The 23,370-nt window shown below is 60.6% G+C and carries 22 protein-coding genes; 15 read left to right on the top strand and 7 right to left on the bottom strand.

Annotated elements, in window-relative coordinates; all coding sequences use genetic code 11:
• Positions 1–94: 94 nt before the first annotated feature.
• Positions 95–553 carry an SOS-induced cell division inhibitor SulA gene (gene sulA / locus BLS60_RS10220; protein ID WP_092367560.1) on the bottom strand — a complete coding sequence of 153 codons (459 nt, stop codon included), beginning with the start codon at positions 551–553 and terminating at the stop codon, positions 95–97.
• Between the two features lie 10 nt (positions 554–563).
• Complete coding sequence (lexA, locus tag BLS60_RS10215; RefSeq protein WP_092367557.1) at positions 564–1,175, bottom strand: transcriptional repressor LexA; 612 nt, start codon at positions 1,173–1,175, stop codon at positions 564–566.
• Positions 1,176–1,439: 264 nt separating this feature from the next.
• On the opposite strand from lexA, the gene BLS60_RS10210 reads away from it, so the two are divergent.
• Positions 1,440–2,144 (top strand): TetR/AcrR family transcriptional regulator, encoded by a 705-nt coding sequence (locus BLS60_RS10210; RefSeq protein ID WP_092367554.1) that lies wholly within the window; start codon positions 1,440–1,442, stop codon positions 2,142–2,144.
• A gap of 292 nt (positions 2,145–2,436) precedes the next feature.
• Positions 2,437–3,420 carry a beta-N-acetylhexosaminidase gene (gene nagZ, locus BLS60_RS10205; protein ID WP_476742261.1) on the top strand — a complete coding sequence of 328 codons (984 nt, stop codon included), beginning with the start codon at positions 2,437–2,439 and terminating at the stop codon, positions 3,418–3,420.
• 251 nt (positions 3,421–3,671) lie between these two features.
• On the opposite strand, the gene mfd is transcribed toward nagZ, so the two are convergent.
• Entirely contained in the window at positions 3,672–7,115 is a 3,444-nt protein-coding gene (mfd, locus tag BLS60_RS10200) for a transcription-repair coupling factor (RefSeq protein WP_092367548.1), read from the bottom strand.
• 151 nt (positions 7,116–7,266) lie between these two features.
• On the opposite strand from mfd, the gene BLS60_RS10195 reads away from it, so the two are divergent.
• The 10 genes from BLS60_RS10195 to sthA all read left to right on the top strand — a co-directional run bounded on the left by BLS60_RS10195 (position 7,267) and on the right by sthA (position 17,660).
• Positions 7,267–8,715: a glyceraldehyde-3-phosphate dehydrogenase gene (locus BLS60_RS10195; RefSeq protein ID WP_070882013.1), complete on the top strand. Its 1,449-nt coding sequence runs from the start codon at positions 7,267–7,269 to the stop codon at positions 8,713–8,715.
• A gap of 337 nt (positions 8,716–9,052) precedes the next feature.
• A complete protein-coding gene (locus BLS60_RS10190; protein ID WP_092367542.1) occupies positions 9,053–10,390 on the top strand; it encodes a Na(+)-translocating NADH-quinone reductase subunit A in 1,338 nt (445 codons plus the stop codon).
• 2 nt (positions 10,391–10,392) lie between these two features.
• Positions 10,393–11,604 (top strand): NADH:ubiquinone reductase (Na(+)-transporting) subunit B, encoded by a 1,212-nt coding sequence (locus BLS60_RS10185; protein ID WP_092367539.1) that lies wholly within the window; start codon positions 10,393–10,395, stop codon positions 11,602–11,604.
• Complete coding sequence (locus BLS60_RS10180) at positions 11,597–12,385, top strand: Na(+)-translocating NADH-quinone reductase subunit C (RefSeq protein WP_070882016.1); 789 nt, start codon at positions 11,597–11,599, stop codon at positions 12,383–12,385. The genes BLS60_RS10185 and BLS60_RS10180 overlap by 8 nt, the downstream gene beginning before the upstream one ends.
• A gap of 1 nt (position 12,386) precedes the next feature.
• Positions 12,387–13,055 (top strand): NADH:ubiquinone reductase (Na(+)-transporting) subunit D, encoded by a 669-nt coding sequence (locus BLS60_RS10175; RefSeq protein ID WP_070882017.1) that lies wholly within the window; start codon positions 12,387–12,389, stop codon positions 13,053–13,055.
• Positions 13,055–13,663, top strand: a complete 609-nt coding sequence (gene nqrE, locus BLS60_RS10170) for an NADH:ubiquinone reductase (Na(+)-transporting) subunit E (protein ID WP_092367536.1) — start codon at positions 13,055–13,057, stop codon at positions 13,661–13,663. The genes BLS60_RS10175 and nqrE overlap by 1 nt, the downstream gene beginning before the upstream one ends.
• A 15-nt stretch (positions 13,664–13,678) precedes the next feature.
• Positions 13,679–14,902, top strand: a complete 1,224-nt coding sequence (nqrF, locus tag BLS60_RS10165; protein WP_070882019.1) for an NADH:ubiquinone reductase (Na(+)-transporting) subunit F — start codon at positions 13,679–13,681, stop codon at positions 14,900–14,902.
• Positions 14,899–15,930 (top strand): FAD:protein FMN transferase, encoded by a 1,032-nt coding sequence (locus BLS60_RS10160; protein WP_070882020.1) that lies wholly within the window; start codon positions 14,899–14,901, stop codon positions 15,928–15,930. The genes nqrF and BLS60_RS10160 overlap by 4 nt, the downstream gene beginning before the upstream one ends.
• Positions 15,927–16,157: a (Na+)-NQR maturation NqrM gene (nqrM, locus tag BLS60_RS10155; protein ID WP_070882021.1), complete on the top strand. Its 231-nt coding sequence runs from the start codon at positions 15,927–15,929 to the stop codon at positions 16,155–16,157. Before BLS60_RS10160 ends, nqrM begins: the two co-directional genes overlap by 4 nt.
• A 108-nt stretch (positions 16,158–16,265) precedes the next feature.
• A complete protein-coding gene (gene sthA, locus BLS60_RS10150) occupies positions 16,266–17,660 on the top strand; it encodes a Si-specific NAD(P)(+) transhydrogenase (protein ID WP_070882022.1) in 1,395 nt (464 codons plus the stop codon).
• A 167-nt stretch (positions 17,661–17,827) separates the two neighbouring features.
• On the opposite strand, the gene BLS60_RS10145 is transcribed toward sthA, so the two are convergent.
• The 4 genes from BLS60_RS10145 to BLS60_RS10130 are packed head-to-tail and all read right to left on the bottom strand — an operon-like array spanning position 17,828 to position 20,014.
• Positions 17,828–18,361 carry a P-loop nucleotide/nucleoside kinase family protein gene (locus BLS60_RS10145; protein ID WP_092367533.1) on the bottom strand — a complete coding sequence of 178 codons (534 nt, stop codon included), beginning with the start codon at positions 18,359–18,361 and terminating at the stop codon, positions 17,828–17,830.
• A gap of 58 nt (positions 18,362–18,419) precedes the next feature.
• The gene (locus tag BLS60_RS10140) at positions 18,420–19,139 is read right to left on the bottom strand and encodes a glycerophosphodiester phosphodiesterase (protein ID WP_092367530.1); all 720 of its coding nucleotides are present in this window, start codon (positions 19,137–19,139) and stop codon (positions 18,420–18,422) included.
• A gap of 9 nt (positions 19,140–19,148) precedes the next feature.
• Positions 19,149–19,445 (bottom strand): phosphodiesterase, encoded by a 297-nt coding sequence (locus BLS60_RS10135; RefSeq protein ID WP_070882030.1) that lies wholly within the window; start codon positions 19,443–19,445, stop codon positions 19,149–19,151.
• A complete protein-coding gene (locus BLS60_RS10130) occupies positions 19,442–20,014 on the bottom strand; it encodes a PilZ domain-containing protein (RefSeq protein ID WP_070882031.1) in 573 nt (190 codons plus the stop codon). The genes BLS60_RS10135 and BLS60_RS10130 overlap by 4 nt, the downstream gene beginning before the upstream one ends.
• A 95-nt stretch (positions 20,015–20,109) precedes the next feature.
• Between BLS60_RS10130 and BLS60_RS10125 the strand changes: the two genes are divergently transcribed.
• The 3 genes from BLS60_RS10125 to BLS60_RS10115 are packed head-to-tail and all read left to right on the top strand — an operon-like array spanning position 20,110 to position 23,301.
• Entirely contained in the window at positions 20,110–21,360 is a 1,251-nt protein-coding gene (locus BLS60_RS10125; protein WP_070882032.1) for a lipoprotein-releasing ABC transporter permease subunit, read from the top strand.
• Complete coding sequence (gene lolD / locus BLS60_RS10120; protein ID WP_070882033.1) at positions 21,353–22,057, top strand: lipoprotein-releasing ABC transporter ATP-binding protein LolD; 705 nt, start codon at positions 21,353–21,355, stop codon at positions 22,055–22,057. The genes BLS60_RS10125 and lolD overlap by 8 nt, the downstream gene beginning before the upstream one ends.
• The gene (locus BLS60_RS10115; protein ID WP_092367527.1) at positions 22,057–23,301 is read left to right on the top strand and encodes a lipoprotein-releasing ABC transporter permease subunit; all 1,245 of its coding nucleotides are present in this window, start codon (positions 22,057–22,059) and stop codon (positions 23,299–23,301) included. The genes lolD and BLS60_RS10115 overlap by 1 nt, the downstream gene beginning before the upstream one ends.
• Positions 23,302–23,370 lie beyond the last annotated feature (69 nt).

The raw sequence follows: 23,370 nt of genomic DNA, 5'->3' as shown, positions 1-23,370 counted from the left end.
TTCGGTTCTTCTTTACCTGCCCGAAGCCGAGCTAGGCGGAAAGCGGGTCTCGACAAGTGCTCTTTGCGCTTCTGCTGTAAACCTGTCGGGCGTTTCAGCCCAGGCTGATATTCAGACTTTGCGCCTGGCCCAGTTGTGCCGCGGCTTCCAGCTGTTGGCGTGCGTATTGGGGCAAAGGGTGCAGCCAGCTGACGACCGTATGGCTGCGGCCTAGCTTCAGCGCTTCCTGAGCCAGCTGCAGCGCACTCTGGCTGTTGCGCGGGTGCAGCAGCAGGATGCGTTCGCGGTTCAGGCCGGCTTCGCGCAACCAGCTTTGCGTAAGACTAGCGGGTGGTGCGATCAGGGTGAGCCAGCGCTCATCTTCCTTCTCGCTCAGTTCTCGCAGCATCGGCGCCAGTAGCGTCAGGCAATGACTCGCGGCTCCCCTCAGCGACACTTCACTGAAGGTTGTCTGTTGGCCTACTGGTTCAGGTTCTGCCACTGCCACGGTAGAGCCCAGAAAGGCATCGAACAGTGGCAACTGGTTACGGCTCAGCGACTGCGGGAATTGCATAAAGCCTCCATTAGCGGCGTATGACGCCGACACTCAAGCCTTCGATAATCAAATCCTGCTCTTCGAGGTTCACTTCAATTGGGGCGAACTCGGGATTTTCCGCCAGCAACCAGACGGTATTGCCTTCACGCTTGAAGCGTTTGACCGTGACTTCGTCGTCGATCCGCGCGACCACTACCTGGCCGTTGCGCGCTTCGCTGGTGGTATGCACGGCGAGCAAGTCGCCGTCGACGATACCGATGTCCTTCATGCTCATGCCGCGTACGCGTAACAGGTAGTCGGCTCTAGGGCGGAAGAAGTCCGGATTGATCCGGCACGCTTCTTCAATGTGTTGCTGAGCCAGGATAGGTGCGCCTGCAGCGACCCGGCCAATGACTGGAAGGCCTTCTTCCTCGACCTGGTTAGGTTCGAAGCCTGGAATGCGAATGCCGCGAGAGGCGCCTGGCGTCATCTCGATGGCCCCTTTGCGGGCCAGGGCCTTGAGATGTTCTTCGGCGGCGTTGGGCGACTTGAAGCCGAGCGCCTGAGCGATCTCTGCCCGTGTCGGCGGGTAGCCGTTGTCTTCCAGGCACTGCTTGATGAAGGCGAGGATTTCGGCTTGGCGGGGCGTCAGTTTGATCATGTGGGCGGCTCTGTCTTTATATACAGTGCCTGGGATTATATACAGTAAGTGGCGCCTGGCAATCCATTGCTGTGCGTTGGCCACTTGGATTTGCCGACGGCCACTGATAAAGCTTACGCAACGGGCTATGCTCGGGTTGCTACGCAAAGCGGTGCTGACGCTCTCGCCAAATAATGACCAGGCATCCAGAATACGGCTCGCGCGACTTGACAGGTAAGTCCGCTGAAACGTATGTTTCAAACACTTGTTTGTCGGATGGATGTCATGGCGCAATCGGAAACCGTTGAACGCATTCTTGATGCCGCAGAACAGTTGTTCGCGGAGAAGGGGTTCGCCGAGACGTCGCTGCGCCTGATCACCAGCAAAGCGGGTGTCAACCTAGCGGCAGTTAACTACCATTTCGGCTCCAAAAAGGCCTTGATCCAAGCAGTTTTCTCGCGATTTCTAGGGCCGTTCTGCGTGAGCCTTGAGCGTGAGCTCGACAAGCGTCAGAGCAAACCCGGCATCACCTTCAGCCTTGAAGAATTGCTCGAGCTGTTGGTCGAGCAGGCGTTGGCAGTAAAGCCGCGCAGTGGTAACGATCTGTCCATTTTCATGCGCCTGCTCGGGCTGGCGTTCAGCCAAAGCCAGGGGCACCTGCGCAAGTACCTCGAAGAAGTTTACGGCAAGGTGTTCCGTCGTTACATGCTGCTGGTTCACGAGGCAGCGCCGGGCATTCCGCCGCTTGAGCTGTTTTGGCGTGTGCACTTTATGCTGGGCGCTGCCGCCTTCAGCATGTCGGGCATCAAGGCGCTGCGTGCCATGGCCGAGAGCGATTTTGGCGTGGATACCTCTATCGAGCAGGTCATGCGCTTAATGGTGCCGTTCCTGGCTGCCGGCATGCGTTCCGAAAGCGGCGTGACCGAGTCGCGTTTGGCCGCTGCGCAACTCATCCCGCGTAGCAAAACTGCGCCCATCACCAAGGCTTGAGCGTCTGCGTCCTGCTTGCGGCGCGATTGTCACAACCCATAAGCTTGCGTCTGCAACGGCGCTCTGATCTGGCAGCCCGCTGCCAGTCAGGCCGACTGACGCCAGTGCGGTGCGTTGGCCGCGTGTCTCGGTTGGGCGCAGCGGAACCTGTATGCATCTCGCTGTCCGATGTTGAGCCTGCCCAATTGCACACTATTTCCCGGCGCCCTTTATAGAGGCTGACTCGTTGTAGGCGGTGCCGCCATTGAATTAAGGAATACCCGTTGTGAGTACACCTCTGTATGGCTCTCTGATGGTGGATATCGCCGGTACCTGGTTGACTGCCGAGGACCGGCAGCTGCTGCGTCAGCCTGAAGTCGGCGGTTTGATCATCTTCGCCCGCAATATCGAGAATCCGCAGCAGGTGCGTGAGCTGTGCCAGGCCATTCGTACCGTGCGTCCAGATCTGTTGCTGGCGGTTGATCAGGAGGGTGGTCGGGTACAGCGGTTGCGTGAAGGCTTTGTGCGTTTGCCCGCGATGCGCGCCATTGCAGGCTGTGCGGATGCCGACAACCTGGCGAGGCAGTGTGGTTGGGTGATGGCAACCGAGGTGCTGGCCGCAGGGCTGGACCTGAGTTTCGCCCCGGTGCTGGACCTCGACCACGAGCGCAGTGCCGTGGTGGGTCATCGCGCCTTCGAGGGCGATCCGCTGCGCGCCACGCAATTGGCCGGCGCCTTTATCCGCGGCATGGCGGAGGCGGGTATGGCAGCGACCGGCAAGCATTTCCCTGGCCATGGTTGGGCCGAGGCCGATTCCCACGTGGCGATTCCAACCGACGAGCGCAGCCTGGATGAAATACGCCAGAACGACCTGCAACCCTTCGCGGCGCTGAGCCGTGACCTGGCGGCCGTGATGCCGGCCCATGTCATTTACCCGCAGGTCGATAGCCAGCCGGCCGGCTTCTCGCGCCGCTGGCTGCGGGACATCCTGCGTGGCGAGCTGGGCTTTGCCGGGGTGATTTTCAGCGATGACCTGTCGATGGCCGGTGCCCATGTGGTCGGCGATGCGGCCAGTCGCATCGAGGCGGCGCTGACCGCCGGCTGCGACATGGGTCTGGTGTGCAATGATCGGGCGGCGGCAGAGCTGGCGCTGTCGGCGGCGCAGCGCCTCAAGGTCGTGGCGCCAAAGGGGCTGGCGCGTATGCGCCGTCGCGCTTTCCCTGGTGTCGACTACCGCCAGGATCCGCGCTGGGCTCAGGCGCTGTCGGCGTTGCGGGCAGCGCAGTTGGTGCAGTAAGGCGAGAGGAGAGCGGTTGTCTGGTCTTACCGGGCTGACTGCAAAGTGGCGCAAGCAGACGTAGGGTGGATGACGCTCTTTTCATCCACCATGCGATCGCAGAGCGGTGGACGGATGAGGCGTCGTCCACCCTACGACAGGCCGCTTTTGCCTTGTAGCGGCCGATATAGGGCAGCAAGCAGGCTCGGCGTATCGGTCCGCCAGGGCCACGCTATAAACGATCAGGGCCGCATAAGCGGCCCTGATCGTTTTCAGCTCTTGACCGTCGCCAACAATCGCTCGAGTAGCGCTTCCAAGGTGTTGAAGCGCTCTTCGGGGCGTTCCATCGGCACCGAGAAGCGGAACAGCGTGGCGCCTTCGAACTTGTAGCGGCTCGGTGCGCTCTGGATCAGCTTGATCAGCGTCAGTGGATCGACCGGTGTTTCCGCCGCGAACTCGATGCGCCCGCCTTGTGGGCCGGCATCGATCTTCTTGATGCCCAGCCGCTCGGCCTGCAGCTTGAGCAAGGTGATGCGCACCAGGTGCTTGGCCGGCTCGGGCAGCAGGCCGAAGCGGTCGATCATTTCCACTTGCAGCTCTTTCAAGCCATCCTCGTCGACCGCGTTGGCGATGCGCTTGTAGAGGATCAGGCGCGCATGCACGTCGGGCAGATAGTCCTCGGGAATCAGTGCCGGGACGCGCAGGTTGATTTCCGGGCCGCCGCCCAGCGGCTGGTCGAGGTTCGGCTGCTCGCCCTTGCGGATCGATTTGACCGCGCGCTCGAGCATCTCCATATAGAGAGTGAAACCGACCGCTTGAATCTGCCCGCTCTGGCCGTCGCCGAGCAGCTCGCCAGCGCCGCGGATTTCCAGGTCGTGGGTGGCGAGTACGAAGCCGGCACCCAGATCCTGGGCGTTGGCGATGGCTTCGAGGCGTTTCTGCGCGTCGTCGGTCATTTGCTTGCGCGGTGGTGTCAGCAGGTAGGCGTAGGCCTGGTGGTGGCTGCGTCCGACACGGCCGCGCAGCTGGTGCAGCTGGGCGAGGCCGAATTTGTCGGCGCGCTCAATGATGATGGTATTGGCGCTCGGAACGTCGATACCGGTCTCGATGATGGTCGAGGCGATCAGCACGTTGAAGCGCTTGTGGTAGAAGTCGCCCATCACCTGTTCCAGCTCGCGCTCATGCATCTGCCCGTGGCCGATGCCGATACGTGCTTCGGGCACCAGTTCAGCGAGGTCCGCCGCGCACTTCTCGATGCTCTTCACGTCGTTGTGCAGGTAATAGACCTGGCCACCGCGCAGCAGCTCGCGCAGCAGCGCCTCCTTGATGGTCGGCTTGTTCTGCTCCATGACAAAGGTGCGCACCGACAGGCGGCGCGCGGGCGGTGTGGCGATGATCGACAGGTCGCGCATACCGGCGACAGCCATGTTCAGCGTGCGCGGAATCGGCGTGGCGGTGAGGGTGAGAATGTCCACCTCGCTGCGCAGTGCCTTGAGCGCTTCCTTCTGGCGTACGCCGAAGCGGTGTTCTTCGTCGATGATAACCAGGCCCAGGTTCTTGATCTTGACGTCATCCTGCAGCAGCTTGTGGGTGCCGATGATGATGTCGATCTTGCCTTCGGCCAGTTGCTCGATGGCGGCGCTGACTTCCTTGGCGCTCTTGAAGCGGCTCATCACTTCCACCGTTACCGGCCAGTCGGCGAAGCGGTCTCGGAAGCTGTTGTAGTGCTGCTGGGCGAGCAGCGTGGTGGGCACCAGGATCGCGACCTGGCGACCGCCATGTACGGCGATGAAGGCTGCGCGCATGGCCACCTCGGTCTTGCCGAAGCCGACGTCGCCGCACACCAGGCGATCCATCGGCTTGGGCGCGAGCATGTCGTCGCGCACTGCCTCGATGGCGCTCTGCTGATCGGGGGTTTCTTCGAACGGGAAGCCGGCGCTGAAGGTTTCGTAATCGGCTTTCGGGTCGTTGAAGGCATAGCCTTCGCGCGCGGCGCGGCGCGCATAGATGTCGAGCAGCTCGGCGGCAACATCGCGCACCTGTTCGGCCGCCTTGCGTTTGGCCTTCTGCCAGACTTCCGAGCCGAGGCGGTGCAGCGGGGCGAGAGCGTCGTCGCTGCCGGTGTAGCGGGCAATCAGGTGCAGGCTGGCGACAGGTACATACAGCTTGGCTTCCTCGGCATACATCAGCGCGAGGAACTCGGCAGCCTGGCCATCGAACTCCATCGTCACCAGGCCCAGGTAGCGTCCCACGCCATGATCTATATGCACCACCGGCGCGCCTTCGCGCAGCTCGGTGAGGTTCTTGATCACATTGTCACCGCCATCACGGGTTTTCTCGCGACGACGGCGCTGCATCACGCGCTGGCCGAACAGCGGGCTTTCCGCGATCAGCGCTATGTTTTCCAGCTGCAAGCCTTCATCGAGCGGCGCAATGGTAATGCCCAGGCGCTCCTTGCTGGCGCAGAACTGTGGCCAGCCGTCGACTTCCTTCGGCTTGAGCTTGAGGCGCGCAAGCAGCTCCAGGAGCACTTCACGACGCCCAGCGGATTCGGCGCAGAACAGCACACGGCCCGGGTATTCTTCGATGAAGCGGCGCAGCGCGGCCAGCGGCTCGCTGGTTTTCGCCTGGATGGCCAGGTCGGGCAGGGCGCTGGCCTCGAAACGGGTGCGGCCAACGCCTGGCTCGACATCGTCAGCGCTCACTACAACGCGCGGCCAATCTTTCAGGCGGGCGAAGCAGTCCTCGACCGGCAGGAAGATGTCGGTCGGTGGCAGCAGCGGGCGCTCGGGATCGACGCGGCGTTCTTCATAGCGATTTCGCGCATCCGTCCAGAACTGCTCGGCGGCCTTTTCGATCCCGGGCAGCGAGAACACCTGAGTGTCCTGGGGCAGGTAATCGAAAAGCGTGGCAGTTTCTTCGAAAAACAGCGGCAGGTAGTACTCGATGCCAGCCGGAGTGATGCCGGTGGAGAGGTCCTGATAGATCGGGCAGCGACGGAAATCGACATCGAAGCGCTCGCGAAAGCGGCCGCGGAAATCGGTGACGGCTTTCTTCTCCAGCGGGAACTCGCGTGCCGGCAGCAGCTTGATCGACTCGACCTTGTCGATCGAGCGTTGGGTCTCGGGGTCGAAGGTGCGCAGCGTTTCGATCTCGTCATCGAACAGGTCGATGCGAAACGGCTGCTTGCTACCCATCGGAAACAGGTCGATCAGCGCGCCACGAACGGTGAATTCGCCGTGCTCGTAGACCGTGTCGACATAGCGATAGCCGGAAGCTTCCAGGCGCGAACGCATGTCGTTGACGTCGATGCGCTGACCAATGTCCAGCACCAGGCTGCCACCCAGCAGAAAGCGCTTGGGTGCCAGGCGATGGAGCGCCGTGGTGATGGGCACTACCAATACGCCGTGCTTGAGCTCGGGCAGGCGATACAGTGCGGAAATGCGCTGGGAAATGATGTCCTGATGCGGCGAGAACAGGTCGTACGGCAGGGTTTCCCAGTCTGGGAAATGCAGCACTGGCAGATCCGGCGCGAAGAAGCTCAGCTCCTGCTCCAGGCGCTCGGCGCTCTGGCTGTCAGCGGTGAGCAGCAGGGTGAAACGTTTGGCGTTGCTGGCGGCCTCGGCTACAGCCAGGCTCAGCGCGGCACCGGGCAGATTGCCCCAGTGTTGTTTGCCGGCGGTGGCCGGCAAGGACGGCAGACGCAGTACAGGCACAGGTGGCTCGCGATTGGTAACGTTTGGCCCTTGATTGTAACTATCCGCAAGGATGGCTGTCAGTGTTTCGACCGCTGCAGATTGCCGACTAATCCCTGTGTCGTCATAATGTAGCCCCTTTTTTCAGCCCCTACATGTGGAAGGTATTGCCGTGACTCAGAAGCCCGACCAGTGTCTTGGTGAATGGATTGACCGTGAAGCCCTCGCCGAGGCGATGATTCCGCTGATTGGTCAGCTGTACCGCAACAACAATGTGGTGCTGTCGATCCACGGCCGCAGCCTGATCAACCGCTCGGTCATCGAGATCCTCAAGGCGCACCGCTTCGCCCGTCACCGTCAGGCTGACGAGAATGGCCTGGCCGTTCACGATTCTTACGCCGTGCTCAAGGCCATGAGCGAGCTCAAGCTGGGTGCAGCGTCCGTCGACCTCGGCAAGATGGTCGGCAAGTTCAAGGCCGAAGGGCAGGGCCGCAGCATCGAGCAGTTCGTCAAGGACGAGCTGGCCGATGTTGCTGGTCAGCAGAACGCCTCGCCGCGCAAAGGCACCGATGTCGTCCTTTATGGCTTCGGTCGCATTGGCCGTCTGCTGGCGCGTATCCTGATCGAGCACACCGGTGGTGGCGACGGCCTGCGCCTGCGTGCCATTGTGGTGCGCAAAGGCGCCGAGAATGATCTGGTCAAGCGTGCCAGCCTGCTGCGCCGTGACTCGGTGCATGGCAAGTTTGATGGCACCATCACCATCGACGAAGAAAACAGCACCCTGACCGCCAACGGCAACCTGATCCAGGTGATCTATGCCAAGGACCCGTCGGCTATCGACTACACCCAGTACGGCATCAAGGATGCGCTGCTGGTCGACAACACCGGCGTATGGCGCGACGCCGAAGGCCTCGGTCAGCACCTCAAGTGCCCGGGCATCGACCGCGTTGTGCTGACTGCGCCGGGCAAGGGCGCCTTGAAGAACATCGTGCATGGCATCAACCACGGCGAAATCACTGCCGAGGACAAGATCGTTTCAGCCGCGTCGTGCACCACCAACGCCATCGTGCCGGTGCTCAAGGCGGTCAACGACAAGTACGGCATCGTCAATGGTCACGTCGAAACGGTTCACTCGTACACCAACGACCAGAATCTGATCGATAACTTCCATAAAGGCAGCCGTCGTGGCCGTAGCGCCGCGCTGAACATGGTCATCACTGAAACTGGTGCGGCCACTGCAGCTGCCAAGGCGCTGCCGGTTCTCAAGGGCAAGCTGACCGGCAATGCGATCCGTGTTCCGACGCCGAACGTGTCCATGGCCATTCTCAACCTGAACCTGGAGAAGGCCTGCAGCCGCGAAGAAATCAACGAGTACCTGCGCCAGATGGCCATGCATTCGGATCTGCAGAAGCAGATCGATTTCGTCAGTTCCCAGGAAGTGGTTTCCACAGACTTCGTCGGCTCGCGCCATGCCGGTGTGGTCGATGCTGAAGCCACCATCGCCAACGACAACCGCGTCGTACTGTATGTCTGGTACGACAACGAGTTCGGCTACAGCTGCCAGGTGGTTCGCGTGATGGAAGACATGGCTGGGGTCAACCCGCCGGCGTTTCCACGTTGATCGTAGCGCTGCATAAAAATGGGAGCCTCAGGGCTCCCATTTTTTTTGCGTGGTGTCCGTGCTGCGGAGAGCGCGCGACGCTTAGCGCTACAGGCCTGCCATTAGCGCGGCTTTACGGCACTCGGCATCAGGCATTTGTTGCGGTCTGTAACCTAAAGGCCAAAAAAACAAGCGCTTGGGTGGCGCCATGTTGTCGCACGTCTTTATAATCACGGCGATTTCTTACCCGCGTTCGGTATCAGCCACGCCATAAAACTTATCGGTGTGCGCTGGCTATTTGGCCGCAAGGTCACGAGCGCATTCTAATAAAGTTTATAAATCAGTGGTTAGGCAACCTATGATCAAGATAAAACGTGGGCTCGACCTGCCCATAGACGGGGCGCCGACGCAGCATGTCGAGCCTGCCCGGTCCGTGAGAAGCGTTGCTGTCATAGGCTTCGATTATCACGGCATGAAGCCGACCATGTCTGTTCAGGTCGGTGACCGTGTCAAACTGGGACAAATCCTCTTCTCTGACAAACGGCTCGAGGGCGTCAATTACACCGCGCCCGGTGCCGGCATCGTCAGTGCCATTCATCGAGGCGAGAAGCGTGTCCTGCAGTCCGTGGTCATCGACCTGGATGGCGACGAGCAGGAGACCTTCGAGCAGTATGCCGTCGAGCAGCTGGAAAGCCTGAGCGACGCTCAGGTGCGTGGCAATCTTCAGCAGTCCGGGTTGTGGACGGCGTTGCGCACACGCCCATTCAGCCAGGTTCCGGCTGTCGATGCCGTGCCTGCCTCGATCTTCGTGACCGCGATCGACACTCATCCGCTGGCGGCGGACCCGGCAGTGATCATCGCCGAGCAGGCAAACGACTTCGAAAATGGCCTCAAGGTGCTGTCCAACCTGGCCAATCTGTTCCTGTGCAAGGCCGCCGGTGTCAGCCTGCCGGGCGAGACACTGGCCAAGGTCCGCACCGAATCCTTCGCAGGCCCGCATCCGGCAGGCCTGGCCGGTACGCATATCCATTTCCTCGATCCGGTCAGTGCGACCAAGAGCGTGTGGACCATCGGTTACCAGGATGTCATTGCCGTCGGCAAGCTATTCACTACTGGCCAACTCTGGGTCGAGCGTATTGTCTCCCTGGCCGGTCCGGTGGTGGAGAAGCCTCGTCTGCTGCGTACCCGCCTTGGCGCCAACCTTCAGGAATTGACGGCGGGTGAGCTGCAGCCGGGTGATAACCGCGTGGTCTCGGGTTCGCTGCTGGGCGGCCGTACTGCCCATGGCGCAGTGGCCTATCTGGGTCGCTATCACCAACAGGTGTCGTGCCTGGCCGAAGGCCGCGAGCGGGAAATCATGCATTACCTGCGCGCCGGCGTTAACAAGCATTCGATAATGAATATCTTCGTGTCGAAGCTCAACGCAGCGAAGCGCCTGGCGCTCTCGACCTCCACCAATGGCAGCCCTCGCGCCATGGTGCCGGTTGGCAACTATGAGGAAGTCATGCCACTCGACATCCTCGCCACGCACCTGCTCCGTTACCTGATCGTCGGCGATACCGAGATGGCCCAGAAACTGGGCTGCCTGGAACTCGATGAAGAGGATCTGGCGCTGTGCACCTACGTGTGCGCGGGCAAATATGAGTACGGCCCCATATTGCGGGACAACCTGGCTCGTATCGAGAAGGAAGGTTAATCATGGGTATCCGAGCGTTTCTCGACAAGATCGAGCATAACTTCGAGAAGGGCGGCAAACACGAAAAGTGGTACGCCCTGTACGAAGCCGTCGACACGTTTTTCTATCGTCCTGCCAGCGTGACCAAAACCACCGCTCACGTGCGCGACGGTCTCGACCTCAAGCGCATGATGATCACGGTGTGGATGTGCACCTTCCCGGCGATGTTCTTCGGTATGTGGAACACCGGCTATCAGGCCAACCTGATTTTCGCGCAAAGCCCCGACCTGCTGGCTAGCCAGGAAGGCTGGCGGTTTTCCCTGATCGGCGCGATGGCGGGTTTCGATCCGAACAGCCTGTGGGACAACTTTATTCAGGGTGCTTCGTACTTCCTGCCGATTTACCTGACGGCTTTCATCGTTGGCGGCTTCTGGGAAGTGCTGTTCGCTTCCATCCGTCGCCATGAAGTGAACGAAGGCTTCTTCGTCACCTCTGTGCTGTTCGCCCTGATTTTGCCGCCCAGCATTCCGCTGTGGCAGGTTGCCCTGGGCATCAGCTTCGGCGTGGTGATCGGCAAGGAAGTGTTCGGCGGCACCGGCAAGAACTTCCTCAATCCGGCACTGACCGGACGGGCATTCCTGTTTTTCGCCTATCCCGCCCAGCTCTCCGGTGACGGCGTGTGGACGGCAGTGGACGGCTATGCTGGCGCTACTTCGCTGAGCCTTGCCGCGTCGGGTGGTATAGAAAGCGTCGTCGGTCAGGGCATCACCTGGATGGATGCGTTCGTCGGTACCATTCATGGTTCCATCGGTGAAACCAGTACCCTGGCCATTCTGATCGGCGGCCTGATTCTGGTCGGCAGCAAGATCGCCTCCTGGCGAATCGTGGCTGGCACCATGGCGGGCATGATCGCTCTGTCGCTGCTGTTCAACATGATCGGCTCCGAAACCAACGCCATGTTTGCCGTGCCCTGGTACTGGCACCTGGTGATGGGCGGTTTCGCATTTGGCTTGATCTTCATGGTCACCGATCCTGTTTCGGCATCGATGACCAATACCGGCAAATGGCTGTACGGCATTCTCATCGGTGTGATGGTCGTGCTGATTCGTGTCGTCAACCCGGCTTTCCCGGAAGGCATGATGCTGGCGATTCTGTTTGCCAACCTGTTTGCACCGCTGATTGACCACTTCGTCATTCAGGCCAACATCAAGCGGAGGCTGGCGCGCAATGTCTAGTCAAAAAGAATCCACCGCTCGCACGCTGCTCGTCGCGTTGCTGGTGTGCCTGGTCTGTTCGGTTTTCGTCGCGGGGGCTGCGGTCGCGCTTAAACCCACGCAGCTGGATAACCGCCTGCTCGACAAGCAGCGCAGCATTCTCGCGATTGCCGGGCTCGGCAATCCGGGTATGCCGAGCGCCGAGGTCAAGGCGATGTTCGATGACACCATCAAGGCTCGCCTGGTCGATCTGGAAACGGGCAAGTTCTCCGATGAGTACGACCCGGTGACCTTCGATCCGCTGGCTGCCGCCAAGGATCCGCAACTGTCCAAGCGACTGCCTGCCGCTCAGGACATCGCGTCGATCCGCCGCCTGGAGCGTTACACCACCGTTTATGTGGTGGAAAAGGACGGTCAGGTCGATACCGTGATATTGCCAGTGCGTGGCTACGGCCTGTGGTCGACCCTGTATGGGTTCATTGCACTGCAAGGCGATCTCAATACCGTGGTCGGCATGGGCTTCTATCAGCATGCCGAGACGCCGGGGCTGGGTGGCGAAGTCGACAATCCCAAGTGGACGGGGCAATGGCCTGGCAAGCAGATATACGACGAAGACGGTGACCTCGCAGTACAGGTCGTCAAAGGTGGGGTAAACCCGCAAAGCCCGGATGCCGTGCATCAGGTTGACGGCTTGGCAGGCGCTACCCTTACCGGCAACGGCGTCGATCATTTGCTCAAGTTCTGGCTCGGCCAGAATGGTCTCGGTCCGTTTATCGCTAACCTGCGTGCAGGGGAGGCTTGATATGGCACAGCCATCTGTTAAAGACGTATTGCTCAACCCTATCTTCAACAACAACCCGATTGGTTTGCAGATCCTCGGGATCTGTTCGGCCTTGGCGGTAACGTCCAACCTCAAGACTGCGCTGGTGATGTCCGCGGCGCTGACGTTGGTGACGGGGTTTTCCAACTTCTTCATCTCCATGATCCGCAGCCAGATCCCAGGCTCCATCCGCATGATCGTGCAGATGGTGATCATCGCCTCGCTGGTGATCGTGGTCGATCAGTTGCTCAAGGCTTACGCGTTCAGCCTGTCCAAGCAGCTGTCGGTGTTTGTCGGTCTGATCATCACCAACTGTATCGTGATGGGTCGTGCCGAAGCCTTTGCCATGCAGAACCCGCCAGTGCTGTCGTTCTTCGACGGTATTGGTAACGGCCTCGGCTACAGCGCCATGCTGGTTGCGCTGGGCATCATTCGTGAGCTGTTCGGTGCTGGCAAGTTGATGGGTTACACGATCATTCCGGTGGTCAACGACGGTGGTTGGTACCAGCCTAACGGCATGCTGCTGCTGCCGCCTTCGGCGTTCTTCCTGATCGGCCTGTTCATCTGGGCGATCCGTGTCTGGAAAACCGAACAGATCGAGAAGCCTAGCTTCAAGATGGCGCCTCAGGTTTCCAGCAAGGAGGCCTACTGATGGAACACTACATCAGCCTGTTCGTCCGTGCGGTGTTCGTCGAGAACATGGCGCTGGCGTTCTTTCTGGGCATGTGTACCTTTATCGCCATCTCGAAAAAGGTGGAAACCGCCATCGGCCTGGGTGTCGCGGTGGTGGTGGTGCTCGGCATCACCATGCCGGTCAATAATCTGATTTACGCCAACCTGCTGAAAGAAGGCGCGCTGGCGTGGGCGGGCTTGCCGGAGGTGGACCTCAGCTTCCTTGGCCTGCTGACGTTCATCGGCGTGATCGCGGCCATCGTGCAGATTCTCGAGATGACGCTGGATAAATACGTACCCGCGCTCTACAACGCGCTGGGCGTCTTTCTCCCGCTGATCACCGTGAACTGCGCGATCATGGGCGGCTCCCTGTTCATGGTCGAACGCGACTACAACCTGGCCGAAAGTACCGTTTACGGTGTTGGCGCCGGTGTGTCGTGGGCGCTTGCCATTGCAGCGTTGGCCGGTATCCGCGAGAAGCTCAAATACAGTGACGTACCAGCCGGCTTGCAGGGCCTGGGTATCACTTTTATCACCATCGGTCTCATGTCGCTGGGCTTCATGTCCTTCTCCGGCGTGCAGCTTTAAGGGTGGGATGAACGGATGAATTACGAAGTTTTCATTGCGATTGGCATGTTCACCGGCATCGTGCTGGCGTTGGTGCTGATCATCATGGCTGCGCGTGCCAAGCTGGTGTCCAGCGGTGACGTGAACATAGAAATCAACGGCGAAAAGACCATCACCGTTCCGGCCGGCGGCAAGCTTCTGCAAACCCTGGCTGCCAACAACATCTTCCTGTCTTCGGCTTGCGGTGGCGGCGGTACCTGCGCCCAGTGCAAGTGCATCATCGAAGAGGGCGGTGGCGAGATGCTCTCCACCGAAGAGTCGCACTTCACCAAGCGCGAGGCCCGCGAGGGCTGGCGTTTGTCCTGCCAGGCTTCGGTCAAGCAGGACATGAAGATCGAAGTGCCGGAAGAGGTTTTCGGCGTCAAGAAGTGGGAGTGCACGGTCGAGTCCAACCCGAACGTTGCCACTTTCATCAAGGAGCTGACGCTCAAGCTGCCAGAAGGCGAGAACGTCGACTTCCGTGCCGGTGGTTACGTACAGTTGGAATGCCCGCCGCACGAAGTGCATTACAAGGACTTCGATATTCAAGAGGAATATCGCGGCGACTGGGACAAGTTCAACCAGTGGAAGTACGTGTCTAAAGTCGACGAGACGGTGATTCGTGCCTACTCGATGGCCAACTATCCCGAAGAAGTCGGCCTGGTGAAGTTCAACATCCGTATCGCCTCGCCGCCACCGGGCAAGGATCATCTGCCGCCGGGTCAGATGTCGTCCTGGGTGTTCAGTCTCAAGCCAGGCGACAAGGTCACGGTCTACGGTCCCTTCGGTGAATTCTTCGCCAAGGATACCGACGCCGAGATGATCTTCATCGGCGGTGGTGCCGGCATGGCGCCGATGCGCTCGCACATCTTCGATCAGCTCAAGCGTCTCAAATCAACCCGCAAGATCAGCTTCTGGTATGGCGCGCGCTCCATGCGTGAGGCGTTCTACGTGGAAGAGTACGATCAGCTGCAGGCGGAGAACCCCAACTTCCAGTGGCACCTGGCGTTGTCCGATCCTCAGCCGGAAGACAACTGGACAGGCCTGAAGGGTTTCATTCACAACGTGTTGTATGAAAACTACCTGAAGGACCACCCGGCGCCGGAAGATTGCGAGTTCTACATGTGCGGTCCGCCCATGATGAACGCAGCCGTCATCAAGATGCTGACCGACCTGGGTGTTGAGCAGGAGAACATCCTCCTCGATGACTTCGGCGGATGAGTAAAGTTGTCACCCTGTCGCGCCTCGCATGCATCGGTTTCATCGCCGTGCTCGCGGGGTGTGACGCTTCAGAAAGTATCGAAGGGTTTGGTGGCCCTGCCCAGGGCAGTACCTACTCCGTGAAATACGTGCACAAGCAGGGCGGCCCGGATATGGGGACGCTGAAGCTGGAAGCCGAGGCGATTTTCGCCGAGGTGGACAGGCAAGTGTCCACTTATCGCAGTGACTCGCTCGTCGAGCAATTCAACGACTCGCCAGCCGGCACCTGCATGACCATGCCTGAGGGTGTATTCACGCTGTTAAACGCTGGCCAGCAGTTGAACCGCGACAGCGGCGGTGCGTTCGACCTGACCCTTGAACCGTTGCTCGATCTGTGGGGCTTTGGCCCCAAAGGTCATGGGCAGCGTCAGGTGCCGGATGCCGGCGCAGTGCAGCAAACGCTGCAGCGTGTTGGCATGCAGTACCTGCGTGTAGAAGGCGATCAGCTTTGCAAGGACCGCGACGTTCAGTTGGACTTCAACAGCATCGCGGCCGGCTACACGGTTGATCGTGTCATCGATCGCTTCATCGAATTGGGGGTCGACAGTTATCTGGTTGAGGTAACCGGAGAGCTGAAGGCGGCGGGTATCAAGCCTGATGGCCAGCCATGGCGCATCGCATTGGAAATACCTCGCTCCGGTCCGCGCGCTATTCAACGGATTCTGCAGCTCGACGGTTACGGTATTTCCACGTCCGGCGATTACCGCAACTATTTCGAAGAGCAGGGCGTTCGCTATTCCCATACACTGGACCCACTGACTGCTGCACCTATCCAGCACAAGCTGGCGGCAGTAACGGTCGCATCTACATCGACCTTGATGGCAGATGGGTTGTCTACATTGCTGATGGTGCTCGGCCCCGAAAAGGGCTTCGAATACGCGACCCGCGCTAATATCGCGGCGTTTTTCGTGACCCGAGAGGGCGACGGCTTCGTCACGCGTAACACCGAAATGTTCGATCGGCTATTCGCCGAAGGAGACAAACCATGATGTGGCTGATCATTTTTCTGACCATGCTGACTGTCGTAGGCCTTATGGCCGTCGGCGTCATCATGGGCCGCAAGCCCATTGCCGGCTCGTGCGGTGGCATCGCTGCGCTGGGCATCGAAAAGGAATGCTCGATCTGTGGTGGCAGCCGCGAGAAGTGCGAGGAGGTCAACCGTGACGCGGCTGACACGGGCACAAGCGTGCAGACCTACGATCCCGGCAAGGCTTGATCCTTATCCGCGGCTCATTGCCCGGTTACTAGAATGTTGCATGCCAGGCCGCTGGCCTGGCCCTGCCGGTGTGACGACGCGCGCTCCGGTACGATCTGAGGAGAGAACATGGCGGTCTACAGCTACGATGTCGTGGTATTGGGTTCCGGCCCGGCGGGTGAAGGGGCGGCGATGAATGCGGCCAAGGCGGGTCGCAAGGTGGCGGTGGTCGATGACCGTCGTGAGGTCGGCGGCAACTGTACTCACCTGGGCACCATACCGTCGAAAGCGCTGCGCCACTCGGTGCGGCAGATCATGCAGTTCAACACCAACCCCATGTTCCGCCAGATCGGTGAGCCGCGCTGGTTCTCCTTCCCTGACGTGCTGAAAAGCGCCGAGCGGGTGATCGCCAAACAGGTCACCTCGCGCACCGGCTACTACGCGCGCAACCGTATCGACGTGTTCTTCGGCACCGGCAGCTTCGCCGACGAGCAGACCATCGAAGTGGTCTGCCCCAACGGCGTGGTAGAAACCCTGTCGGCCAAGCAGGTGATCATCGCCACTGGTTCGCGCCCCTATCGCCCGGTGGATGTCGATTTCAGTCATCCGCGCGTGTACGACAGCGATACCATCCTGACCCTCAGCCACACACCGCGCCGCCTGATTATCTACGGTGCCGGGGTTATCGGTAGCGAGTATGCGTCGATCTTCAGCGGCCTGGGCGTATTGGTCGACCTGATCGACAACCGCGACCAGCTGCTCAGCTTCCTCGATTCGGAAATCTCCGATGCGTTGAGTTACCACCTGCGGACCAACAACGTACTCATTCGCCATAACGAAGAATACGAGCGCATCGAGGGGCTGGATAACGGTGTGATCCTGCACCTCAAGTCCGGCAAGAAGATCAAGGCGGATGCGCTGCTGTGGTGTAACGGGCGTACGGGTAACACCGACAAGCTGGGCCTGGAAAACATCGGCATCAACGTCAACAGCCGTGGTCAGGTGCATGTCGATGAGCATTATCGTACCGAAGTGGCCAACGTCTACGCCGCCGGTGATGTTATCGGCTGGCCAAGTCTGGCCAGTGCGGCAGCCGACCAGGGTCGCTCTGCAGCGGGTAGCATCGTCGACAACGGCAGTTGGCGGATCGTCGATGATATCCCGACGGGTATCTACACCATTCCGGAGATTAGCTCGATCGGCAAGAACGAGCATGAACTGACCAAGGCGCAAATCCCCTACGAAGTGGGCAAGGCATTCTTCAAGAGCATGGCGCGCGCGCAGATTTCCCACGAGCCGGTGGGCATGCTGAAGATTCTTTTCCATCGTGAAACGCTGGAAGTGCTGGGTGTGCACTGCTTCGGCTATCAGGCCTCGGAGATCGTGCACATTGGTCAGGCGATCATGAACCAGAAGGGTGAGGCGAATACCCTGAAGTATTTCGTCAACACCACCTTCAACTACCCGACCATGGCCGAAGCCTACCGGGTGGCAGCGTTCGACGGGCTCAACCGGCTTTTTTGAGCGGCTCCGGCCGGCGGCCTGAGCCGGTCGGGGATCCGTTTGCCGACTCCCGCGACTGGTGCTGGCCAAATCGCGAGAGCGTCTGAACAGGCCCGAAAACCGATCCCTTGTGGATCGGTTTTTTTATGGGCGCGAGCGCTCAATGCTTCCTCTCTCCACCGCGTTCTTTAACGCTCAACACGTTCCCAATGCGTGGCTGCATAAGCCGAAACGCGCTCAAGTATCAATTTCTGCGCGGTTTCCGGCGACGTGAAGGCAGTATCAATTGTGAACGTTGGCTCGCCCCAGGCTTCGTATTCATGGGCCTGTACCGACTGCCAGCTGGGGGCGACGAGGCCGGGCACATCGACAACCCTCGACTCCACTCGCTGTTGGTGCTGGCGTTTGTCAGAACAGAGGATTTCAATATTCAGCAGCGGGCAACCGGCAGTCCGTGCGGTGTCAGCCCAGGCCGTGCGGCTTTCGAGTACCGGATTCACGCAGTCGGCTACCACCGTCCGCGCTATCTTGAGGTTATCCAGGGCGACGATGTTGGCCACCTCATAACCGCTGCTTCCTACATCCCCGCGCAGGGCTCCGCTAGTGCGCAGTGCCTGTTCAATACTGTCGATACGCAGATACACGGCGTTCAAGCTGTCCGCCAGCGTTTTCGCCAGCGTGGTTTTCCCAGTGCCCGGAAGGCCGCTGAAGACGATGAGCATCGCCCAGTCCTTGTCTGTTCACGCGGCGGCTGCCATTGCGCCGCCGCTTCGCTGCTGTTCAACCGCGCAGCGTACTGACCGCGATACCCGGGAAGTCGGTGATGATGCTGTCTGCGCCGAAGTCGGCGAGGCGGCGCATCAGCGCGGGTTCGTTGACTGTCCACACCGATACGTGCAGACCGGCTTTCTGCGCCTTCAGCAGGCGCTCCGGGGTGCACAGCGTCCAGTTCAGGGCCAGCAGGTCGCAGCCGTAGTTACGCGCCACCTTGATCGGGTCCAGCCAGGCGTATTCGGCGACCAGGCCACGGGCCAGGTGCGGCGTCAGGCGTTGGGCGGCGCTGAGCACTTCGCGGGAGCTGGAGGTGATGGTGATCTTGTCGTCCAGGCCAAAACGCCGGCTGAGCAGGGCGATGGCTTCGACGGTGCGGGCGGCGCGTACCTTGGAGGCGCTCTTGACCTCGAGTTGCCAGTGGTCGAAATCGCACTGTTCGAACAACTCGCTCAGGCGTGGAATCGGGCAGGGGTGACGCCAGCCGGGACCGCCGCGGCGCGCGTCGTAATGCACCAGGTCGGCAGCATCGTGTTCGACCACTTTGCCGCGCTGGCCGGTGGTGCGCTTGAGCGTCGGGTCGTGGATGACCATCAGCTCACTGTCGCGGGACAGGTGCAGGTCCAGCTCGCAGCGACGTACGCCGTGTTCGAGGCACTGCTGGAAGCTGGTCAGGGTATTTTCCGGGGCTTCGCCCTTGGCGCCGCGATGGCCGTAGATCAGGGTCACGGTTGCTCCTTACTCGGTTCGTATCGTGCGTGGCTGTTGGTGCCGCACGCTATTGATCACGTGGTCGTATTCGAAATAGACGCTGAATTCGCGGTAATCCCAGCGGGTGATCGGCGGCTTGCCAATGGGCGCATGCTCCTCATCCGCCAAGCCGAAGCGCTCCAGCACCGAGCGCTTGGATTGGCCGAGTTGTGGCAGGTCGGTGAGGTCGGCGCCTTGCTGGCCGATGGGAATCGTCAGCGTATCGGCCTGGGCGGCCATTGGCAGCAGCAACGCCAGTGCCAGTAACAAGGGAGAAGGGATCATGCAGAATCCTCGCGAGCCTGACGGCGCTCCTGCGCCTGGCGCTGCAGGATATGCCGGGCGAGCAACTGGCGCTGTGCGTCAGTCATCGCTTCGAATTCGGTGCCGATCTCGAATTGCCCTTCGTGTTCTCGGCAGTGCATGACTCTGGCGCGCAGCAGCAGCCCCAGCGCTTGCGGCATCAACACCATCTTTAGCGCCATGTGGCTGTCGACCGCCACTGGCTGGGCGTTGAGGAAGCTGATGCCACCTTCGGACAGGGTGACGCGTTTCGGTGGGCCGATGTCGCGCAGCAGGCTCTGGGCCATCGCCTGGCCGAGTAGGTCGATGCGCTTGTTGACCACCTTCAGGTAACTGGCCAGGGTGCGATCGCGCTCGCTTATATTGCGCAGCAGATGCTGGGATTCGAAGTCCATGACGTGTAGCTCGCTGAGCACATTGAACAGCGGCGAGGCATCGTGAAGCTCGTCACTGGCCAGGGCTTCGGCGCCCGCCAGTAGGGTGAAATCCAGTGCGATCGTGTCCTCGATACGGTAGTATTCTCGGCGATCATTTTCGTCTTGAGTCGACATGGCGAACCCATGGCAGCGGTGGTGGTCAGAGTGTAAGGCCGCTTGCCAGGCCCCGCCACAAGGACGTTTCTCTTTCCCTCGAACAAGCGCCCCACATGTTCAGACCCCTGTCCGTTTTTCTCGGCACGCGCTACACGCGGGCCAAGCGTCGCAATCACTTCGTTTCGTTTATTTCCCTGACCTCGATGATCGGGCTGGCACTCGGTGTGCTGGTGATGATTCTGGTGCTGTCAGTAATGAACGGCTTCGACCATGAAATGCGCACCCGCGTGCTTGGCATGGTGCCGCACGCTACGGTCGAGAGCTCCACGCCGATCAGCGATTGGCGGCAGCTCGCCGACCGTGCCATGCAGAACCCGCAGGTCCTTGCTGTCGCGCCGTTCAGCCAGATGCAAGGGCTGCTGACCAATGACGGCAAGGTGCAGAAGGTGCTGATCAACGCTGTCGATCCGGTCGAAGAGCCCAAGGTGTCGATCATTGGCGACTTCTTCCGCGAGGGGCGTCTGCAGGACCTGCAGCCCGGCACCTTCGGCATCGTCATTGGCGACAAGGCTGCAGAAAAGCTCGGCGTTGGCGTGGGTGACAAAGTGACCTTCGTGGCGCCGGAAGTCACCGTTACACCTGGTGGTATGTTTCCGCGCCTCAAGCGTTTCACGGTGGTTGGCATCTTTCACGTTGGCGCGGGTGAAATCGACGGTTTCGTGGCCATGACCCACATCCAGGATCTGGCCCGTCTGCAGCGTCACAAGCCGGATCAGGTGCAGGGTATCCGCCTCAAGTTCGCCGACCTGTTCCAGGCGCCGCGCACTGCCTGGCAGCTGGCGCAGAGCTTCGGCGAGCAGGACTACCTGGCGCGTGACTGGACCCGCACTCACGGCAACCTGTATCAGGCCATCCGCATGGAAAAAGCCATGATCGGTCTGTTGCTGCTGCTGATCGTCGCGGTGGCGGCGTTCAACATCATTTCCACGCTGGTAATGGTCGTCACCGACAAGAAAGGTGACATCGCGATCCTGCGCACCCTCGGCGCGACGCCGATGCAGATCATGGCCACTTTCATGGTGCAAGGCACGGTGATCGGCGTGATCGGTACGCTGATCGGCGCGCTGCTGGGCATTCTCGCTGCGCTCAATATCAGTTCGATCATCGCTGGCGTCGAGCGTTTGCTCGGCTTCAAGTTTCTCAATGCCGATGTGTACTTCATCGACTACCTGCCGTCGCAGCTGATGCTTGCCGACGTGTTGCAGGTGTGCGGTGCGGCATTGGTCCTGAGTTTCCTCGCTACTCTTTATCCGGCCTGGCGCGCGGCGCGCACCCAGCCCGCGGAGGCATTACGTTATGAGTGATCCGGTCGTGCAGGCGCAGGCGAGCGCCGTGCTCAGCTGCCGCAACCTGAGCAAGCGCTACGAAGAAGGCCCGCAGTCGGTGGTGGTCCTCGACGATTTGCAACTGGAACTGCTGCCCGGTGAGCGCGTGGCCATCGTGGGCAGCTCCGGCTCAGGGAAAAGCACCTTGCTGAACATGCTCGGCGGCCTCGACACACCCAGCAGTGGCAGCGTCTGGCTGGCTGGCGAAGAACTGTCGGCCCTCAACGAGAAACAGCGCGGGCTGCTACGTAACCGCGCGCTGGGTTTCGTCTATCAGTTCCACCACCTGCTCGCCGAGTTCACCGCGTTGGAGAACGTGTGCATGCCGCTGCTGATCGGCAAGACTTCGATCAGCGAGTCGCGTCAGCGCGCCACCGAGCTGCTCGAGCGCGTCGGTCTCGGCCATCGCCTGAGCCACAAGCCTGCCGAGCTCTCTGGCGGCGAACGCCAGCGTGTGGCGATTGCCCGAGCGCTGGTCAATCGTCCGGGGCTGGTGCTGCTCGATGAGCCCACCGGTAACCTCGACAATCATACCGCTCAGGGTATTCAGGACATGATTCGCGAGCTGAGCACACAGTCGCAGACTGCCTTTCTGGTGGTGACCCATGACCTGCAACTGGCGCGGCAGATGGACCGGGTGTTGAGCCTGGAAGACGGCAAGCTGGTGCACGCCTGATGTTTCGCCCGCTGAGTGTGTTCATCGGCCTGCGTTACACCCGTGCCAAGCGCCGCAACCATTTCATCTCGTTCATTTCCCTGACCTCGATGATCGGCCTGGCCCTCGGCGTGCTGGCGATGATCGTGGTGTTGTCGGTAATGAACGGCTTTCACCGGGAAATGAGCTCGCGAATTCTCGGCATGGTGCCCCACGCGACCATCGCTGGCTCACCGGCCCTGGCCGACTGGCAAGCGCCCGCCAAGGTCGCGCTGCAGAACCCGCAAGTGGAGGCCGCAGTGCCGTTCGCCGAGTTGGAGGGCATGCTCTCCTATCGCGGTGTGATGCAGCCGATCCAGCTGCACGGCATTGACCCAGCGCTCGAGCCCAAGGTCTCGATCATTGGCGATCACATGGTGCAAGGGCGCTTGAGCGACTTGCGCGAGGGTGAGTATGGCGTGGTGATTGGCGAAATCACCGCGCGCCGCTTCCAGCTGCAGGTCGGTGACCGGCTGGCATTGATCGTCCCGGAAATCAGCTCGGTGCCCGGCGGCATCTCGCCGCGCATGCAGCGTCTGAACGTGGTCGGAGTCTTCAAGGTCGGCGCTGATCTGGACAGCTCGCTGGCACTGATCAACGTCGCCGATGCGGCGCAGATTCAGCGCCTGGACCCCGGTTCGGTGCAGAGTATCCGTCTCAAGCTCAAGGACCTCTACCAATCGCCACAAGTGGCCGGCGCGATTGCCACGCAGTTAGGCGAGGGCTACCACGCCAGTGATTGGACGCAGACCCAGGGCAGCCTGTTCAGCGCCATGAAAATGGAGAAGACCATGATCGGGCTGCTGCTGCTGCTGATCGTTGCGGTGGCAGCCTTCAATATCATTGCCACGCTGATCATGGTGGTCGCTGACAAGGGCGCGGACATCGCCATCCTGCGCACGTTGGGCGCCACGCCGCGGCAAATCATGGGCATTTTCATGGTTCAGGGAACGGTGATTGGCGTGATCGGCACACTGATCGGCGGTGTGCTCGGCGTGCTCGCTGCGCTCAACGTCAGCGAACTGGTGGGCTGGCTGGAGCGCGTTACGGGGCAGCACGTGTTCAGCTCGGATGTGTACTTTATCAGCACGCTACCGTCTGAGCTGCAGACCGGTGACGTTGTGCTGATCTGCAGCGCGGCATTGATCCTCAGCTTCCTCGCTACGCTGTACCCGTCCTGGCGTGCGTCGCGTACGCAACCGGCCGAGGCGTTGCGTTACGAATGAGGGTACGCGGGTAGTTTGTCGACAGCCTGCTAATCTCGAAAGGCCGCTATGTGAATAGCGGCCTTTTTT

This window comes from Phytopseudomonas seleniipraecipitans (genome assembly GCF_900102335.1).
In the GTDB taxonomy this organism is placed as follows: domain Bacteria; phylum Pseudomonadota; class Gammaproteobacteria; order Pseudomonadales; family Pseudomonadaceae; genus Aquipseudomonas; species Aquipseudomonas seleniipraecipitans.
Note: the sequence above shows the minus strand (reverse complement) of the source record. Positions and strands in the feature narration are given on the sequence as shown.

Bases quoted from the DNA above. Each gene is read 5' to 3' on its own strand.
- lolD (WP_070882033.1), top strand. From the start codon at position 21,353: ATGAGTGATCCGGTCGTGCAGGCGCAGGCGAGCGCCGTGCTCAGCTGC.
- nqrM (WP_070882021.1), top strand. From the start codon at position 15,927: ATGATGTGGCTGATCATTTTTCTGACCATGCTGACTGTCGTAGGCCTT.
- nqrE (WP_092367536.1), top strand. From the start codon at position 13,055: ATGGAACACTACATCAGCCTGTTCGTCCGTGCGGTGTTCGTCGAGAAC.
- sulA (WP_092367560.1), bottom strand. From the start codon at position 553: ATGCAATTCCCGCAGTCGCTGAGCCGTAACCAGTTGCCACTGTTCGAT.
- BLS60_RS10145 (WP_092367533.1), bottom strand. From the start codon at position 18,361: ATGCTCATCGTCTTCAGCGGCCTTCCGGGCACTGGGAAAACCACGCTG.
- nqrF (WP_070882019.1), top strand. From the start codon at position 13,679: ATGAATTACGAAGTTTTCATTGCGATTGGCATGTTCACCGGCATCGTG.
- BLS60_RS10175 (WP_070882017.1), top strand. From the start codon at position 12,387: ATGGCACAGCCATCTGTTAAAGACGTATTGCTCAACCCTATCTTCAAC.
- BLS60_RS10125 (WP_070882032.1), top strand. From the start codon at position 20,110: ATGTTCAGACCCCTGTCCGTTTTTCTCGGCACGCGCTACACGCGGGCC.
- BLS60_RS10160 (WP_070882020.1), top strand. From the start codon at position 14,899: ATGAGTAAAGTTGTCACCCTGTCGCGCCTCGCATGCATCGGTTTCATC.
- BLS60_RS10210 (WP_092367554.1), top strand. From the start codon at position 1,440: ATGGCGCAATCGGAAACCGTTGAACGCATTCTTGATGCCGCAGAACAG.
- BLS60_RS10115 (WP_092367527.1), top strand. From the start codon at position 22,057: ATGTTTCGCCCGCTGAGTGTGTTCATCGGCCTGCGTTACACCCGTGCC.
- nagZ (WP_476742261.1), top strand. From the start codon at position 2,437: ATGGTGGATATCGCCGGTACCTGGTTGACTGCCGAGGACCGGCAGCTG.
- BLS60_RS10130 (WP_070882031.1), bottom strand. From the start codon at position 20,014: ATGTCGACTCAAGACGAAAATGATCGCCGAGAATACTACCGTATCGAG.
- sthA (WP_070882022.1), top strand. From the start codon at position 16,266: ATGGCGGTCTACAGCTACGATGTCGTGGTATTGGGTTCCGGCCCGGCG.
- BLS60_RS10190 (WP_092367542.1), top strand. From the start codon at position 9,053: ATGATCAAGATAAAACGTGGGCTCGACCTGCCCATAGACGGGGCGCCG.
- BLS60_RS10185 (WP_092367539.1), top strand. From the start codon at position 10,393: ATGGGTATCCGAGCGTTTCTCGACAAGATCGAGCATAACTTCGAGAAG.
- BLS60_RS10180 (WP_070882016.1), top strand. From the start codon at position 11,597: ATGTCTAGTCAAAAAGAATCCACCGCTCGCACGCTGCTCGTCGCGTTG.
- BLS60_RS10135 (WP_070882030.1), bottom strand. From the start codon at position 19,445: ATGATCCCTTCTCCCTTGTTACTGGCACTGGCGTTGCTGCTGCCAATG.
- lexA (WP_092367557.1), bottom strand. From the start codon at position 1,175: ATGATCAAACTGACGCCCCGCCAAGCCGAAATCCTCGCCTTCATCAAG.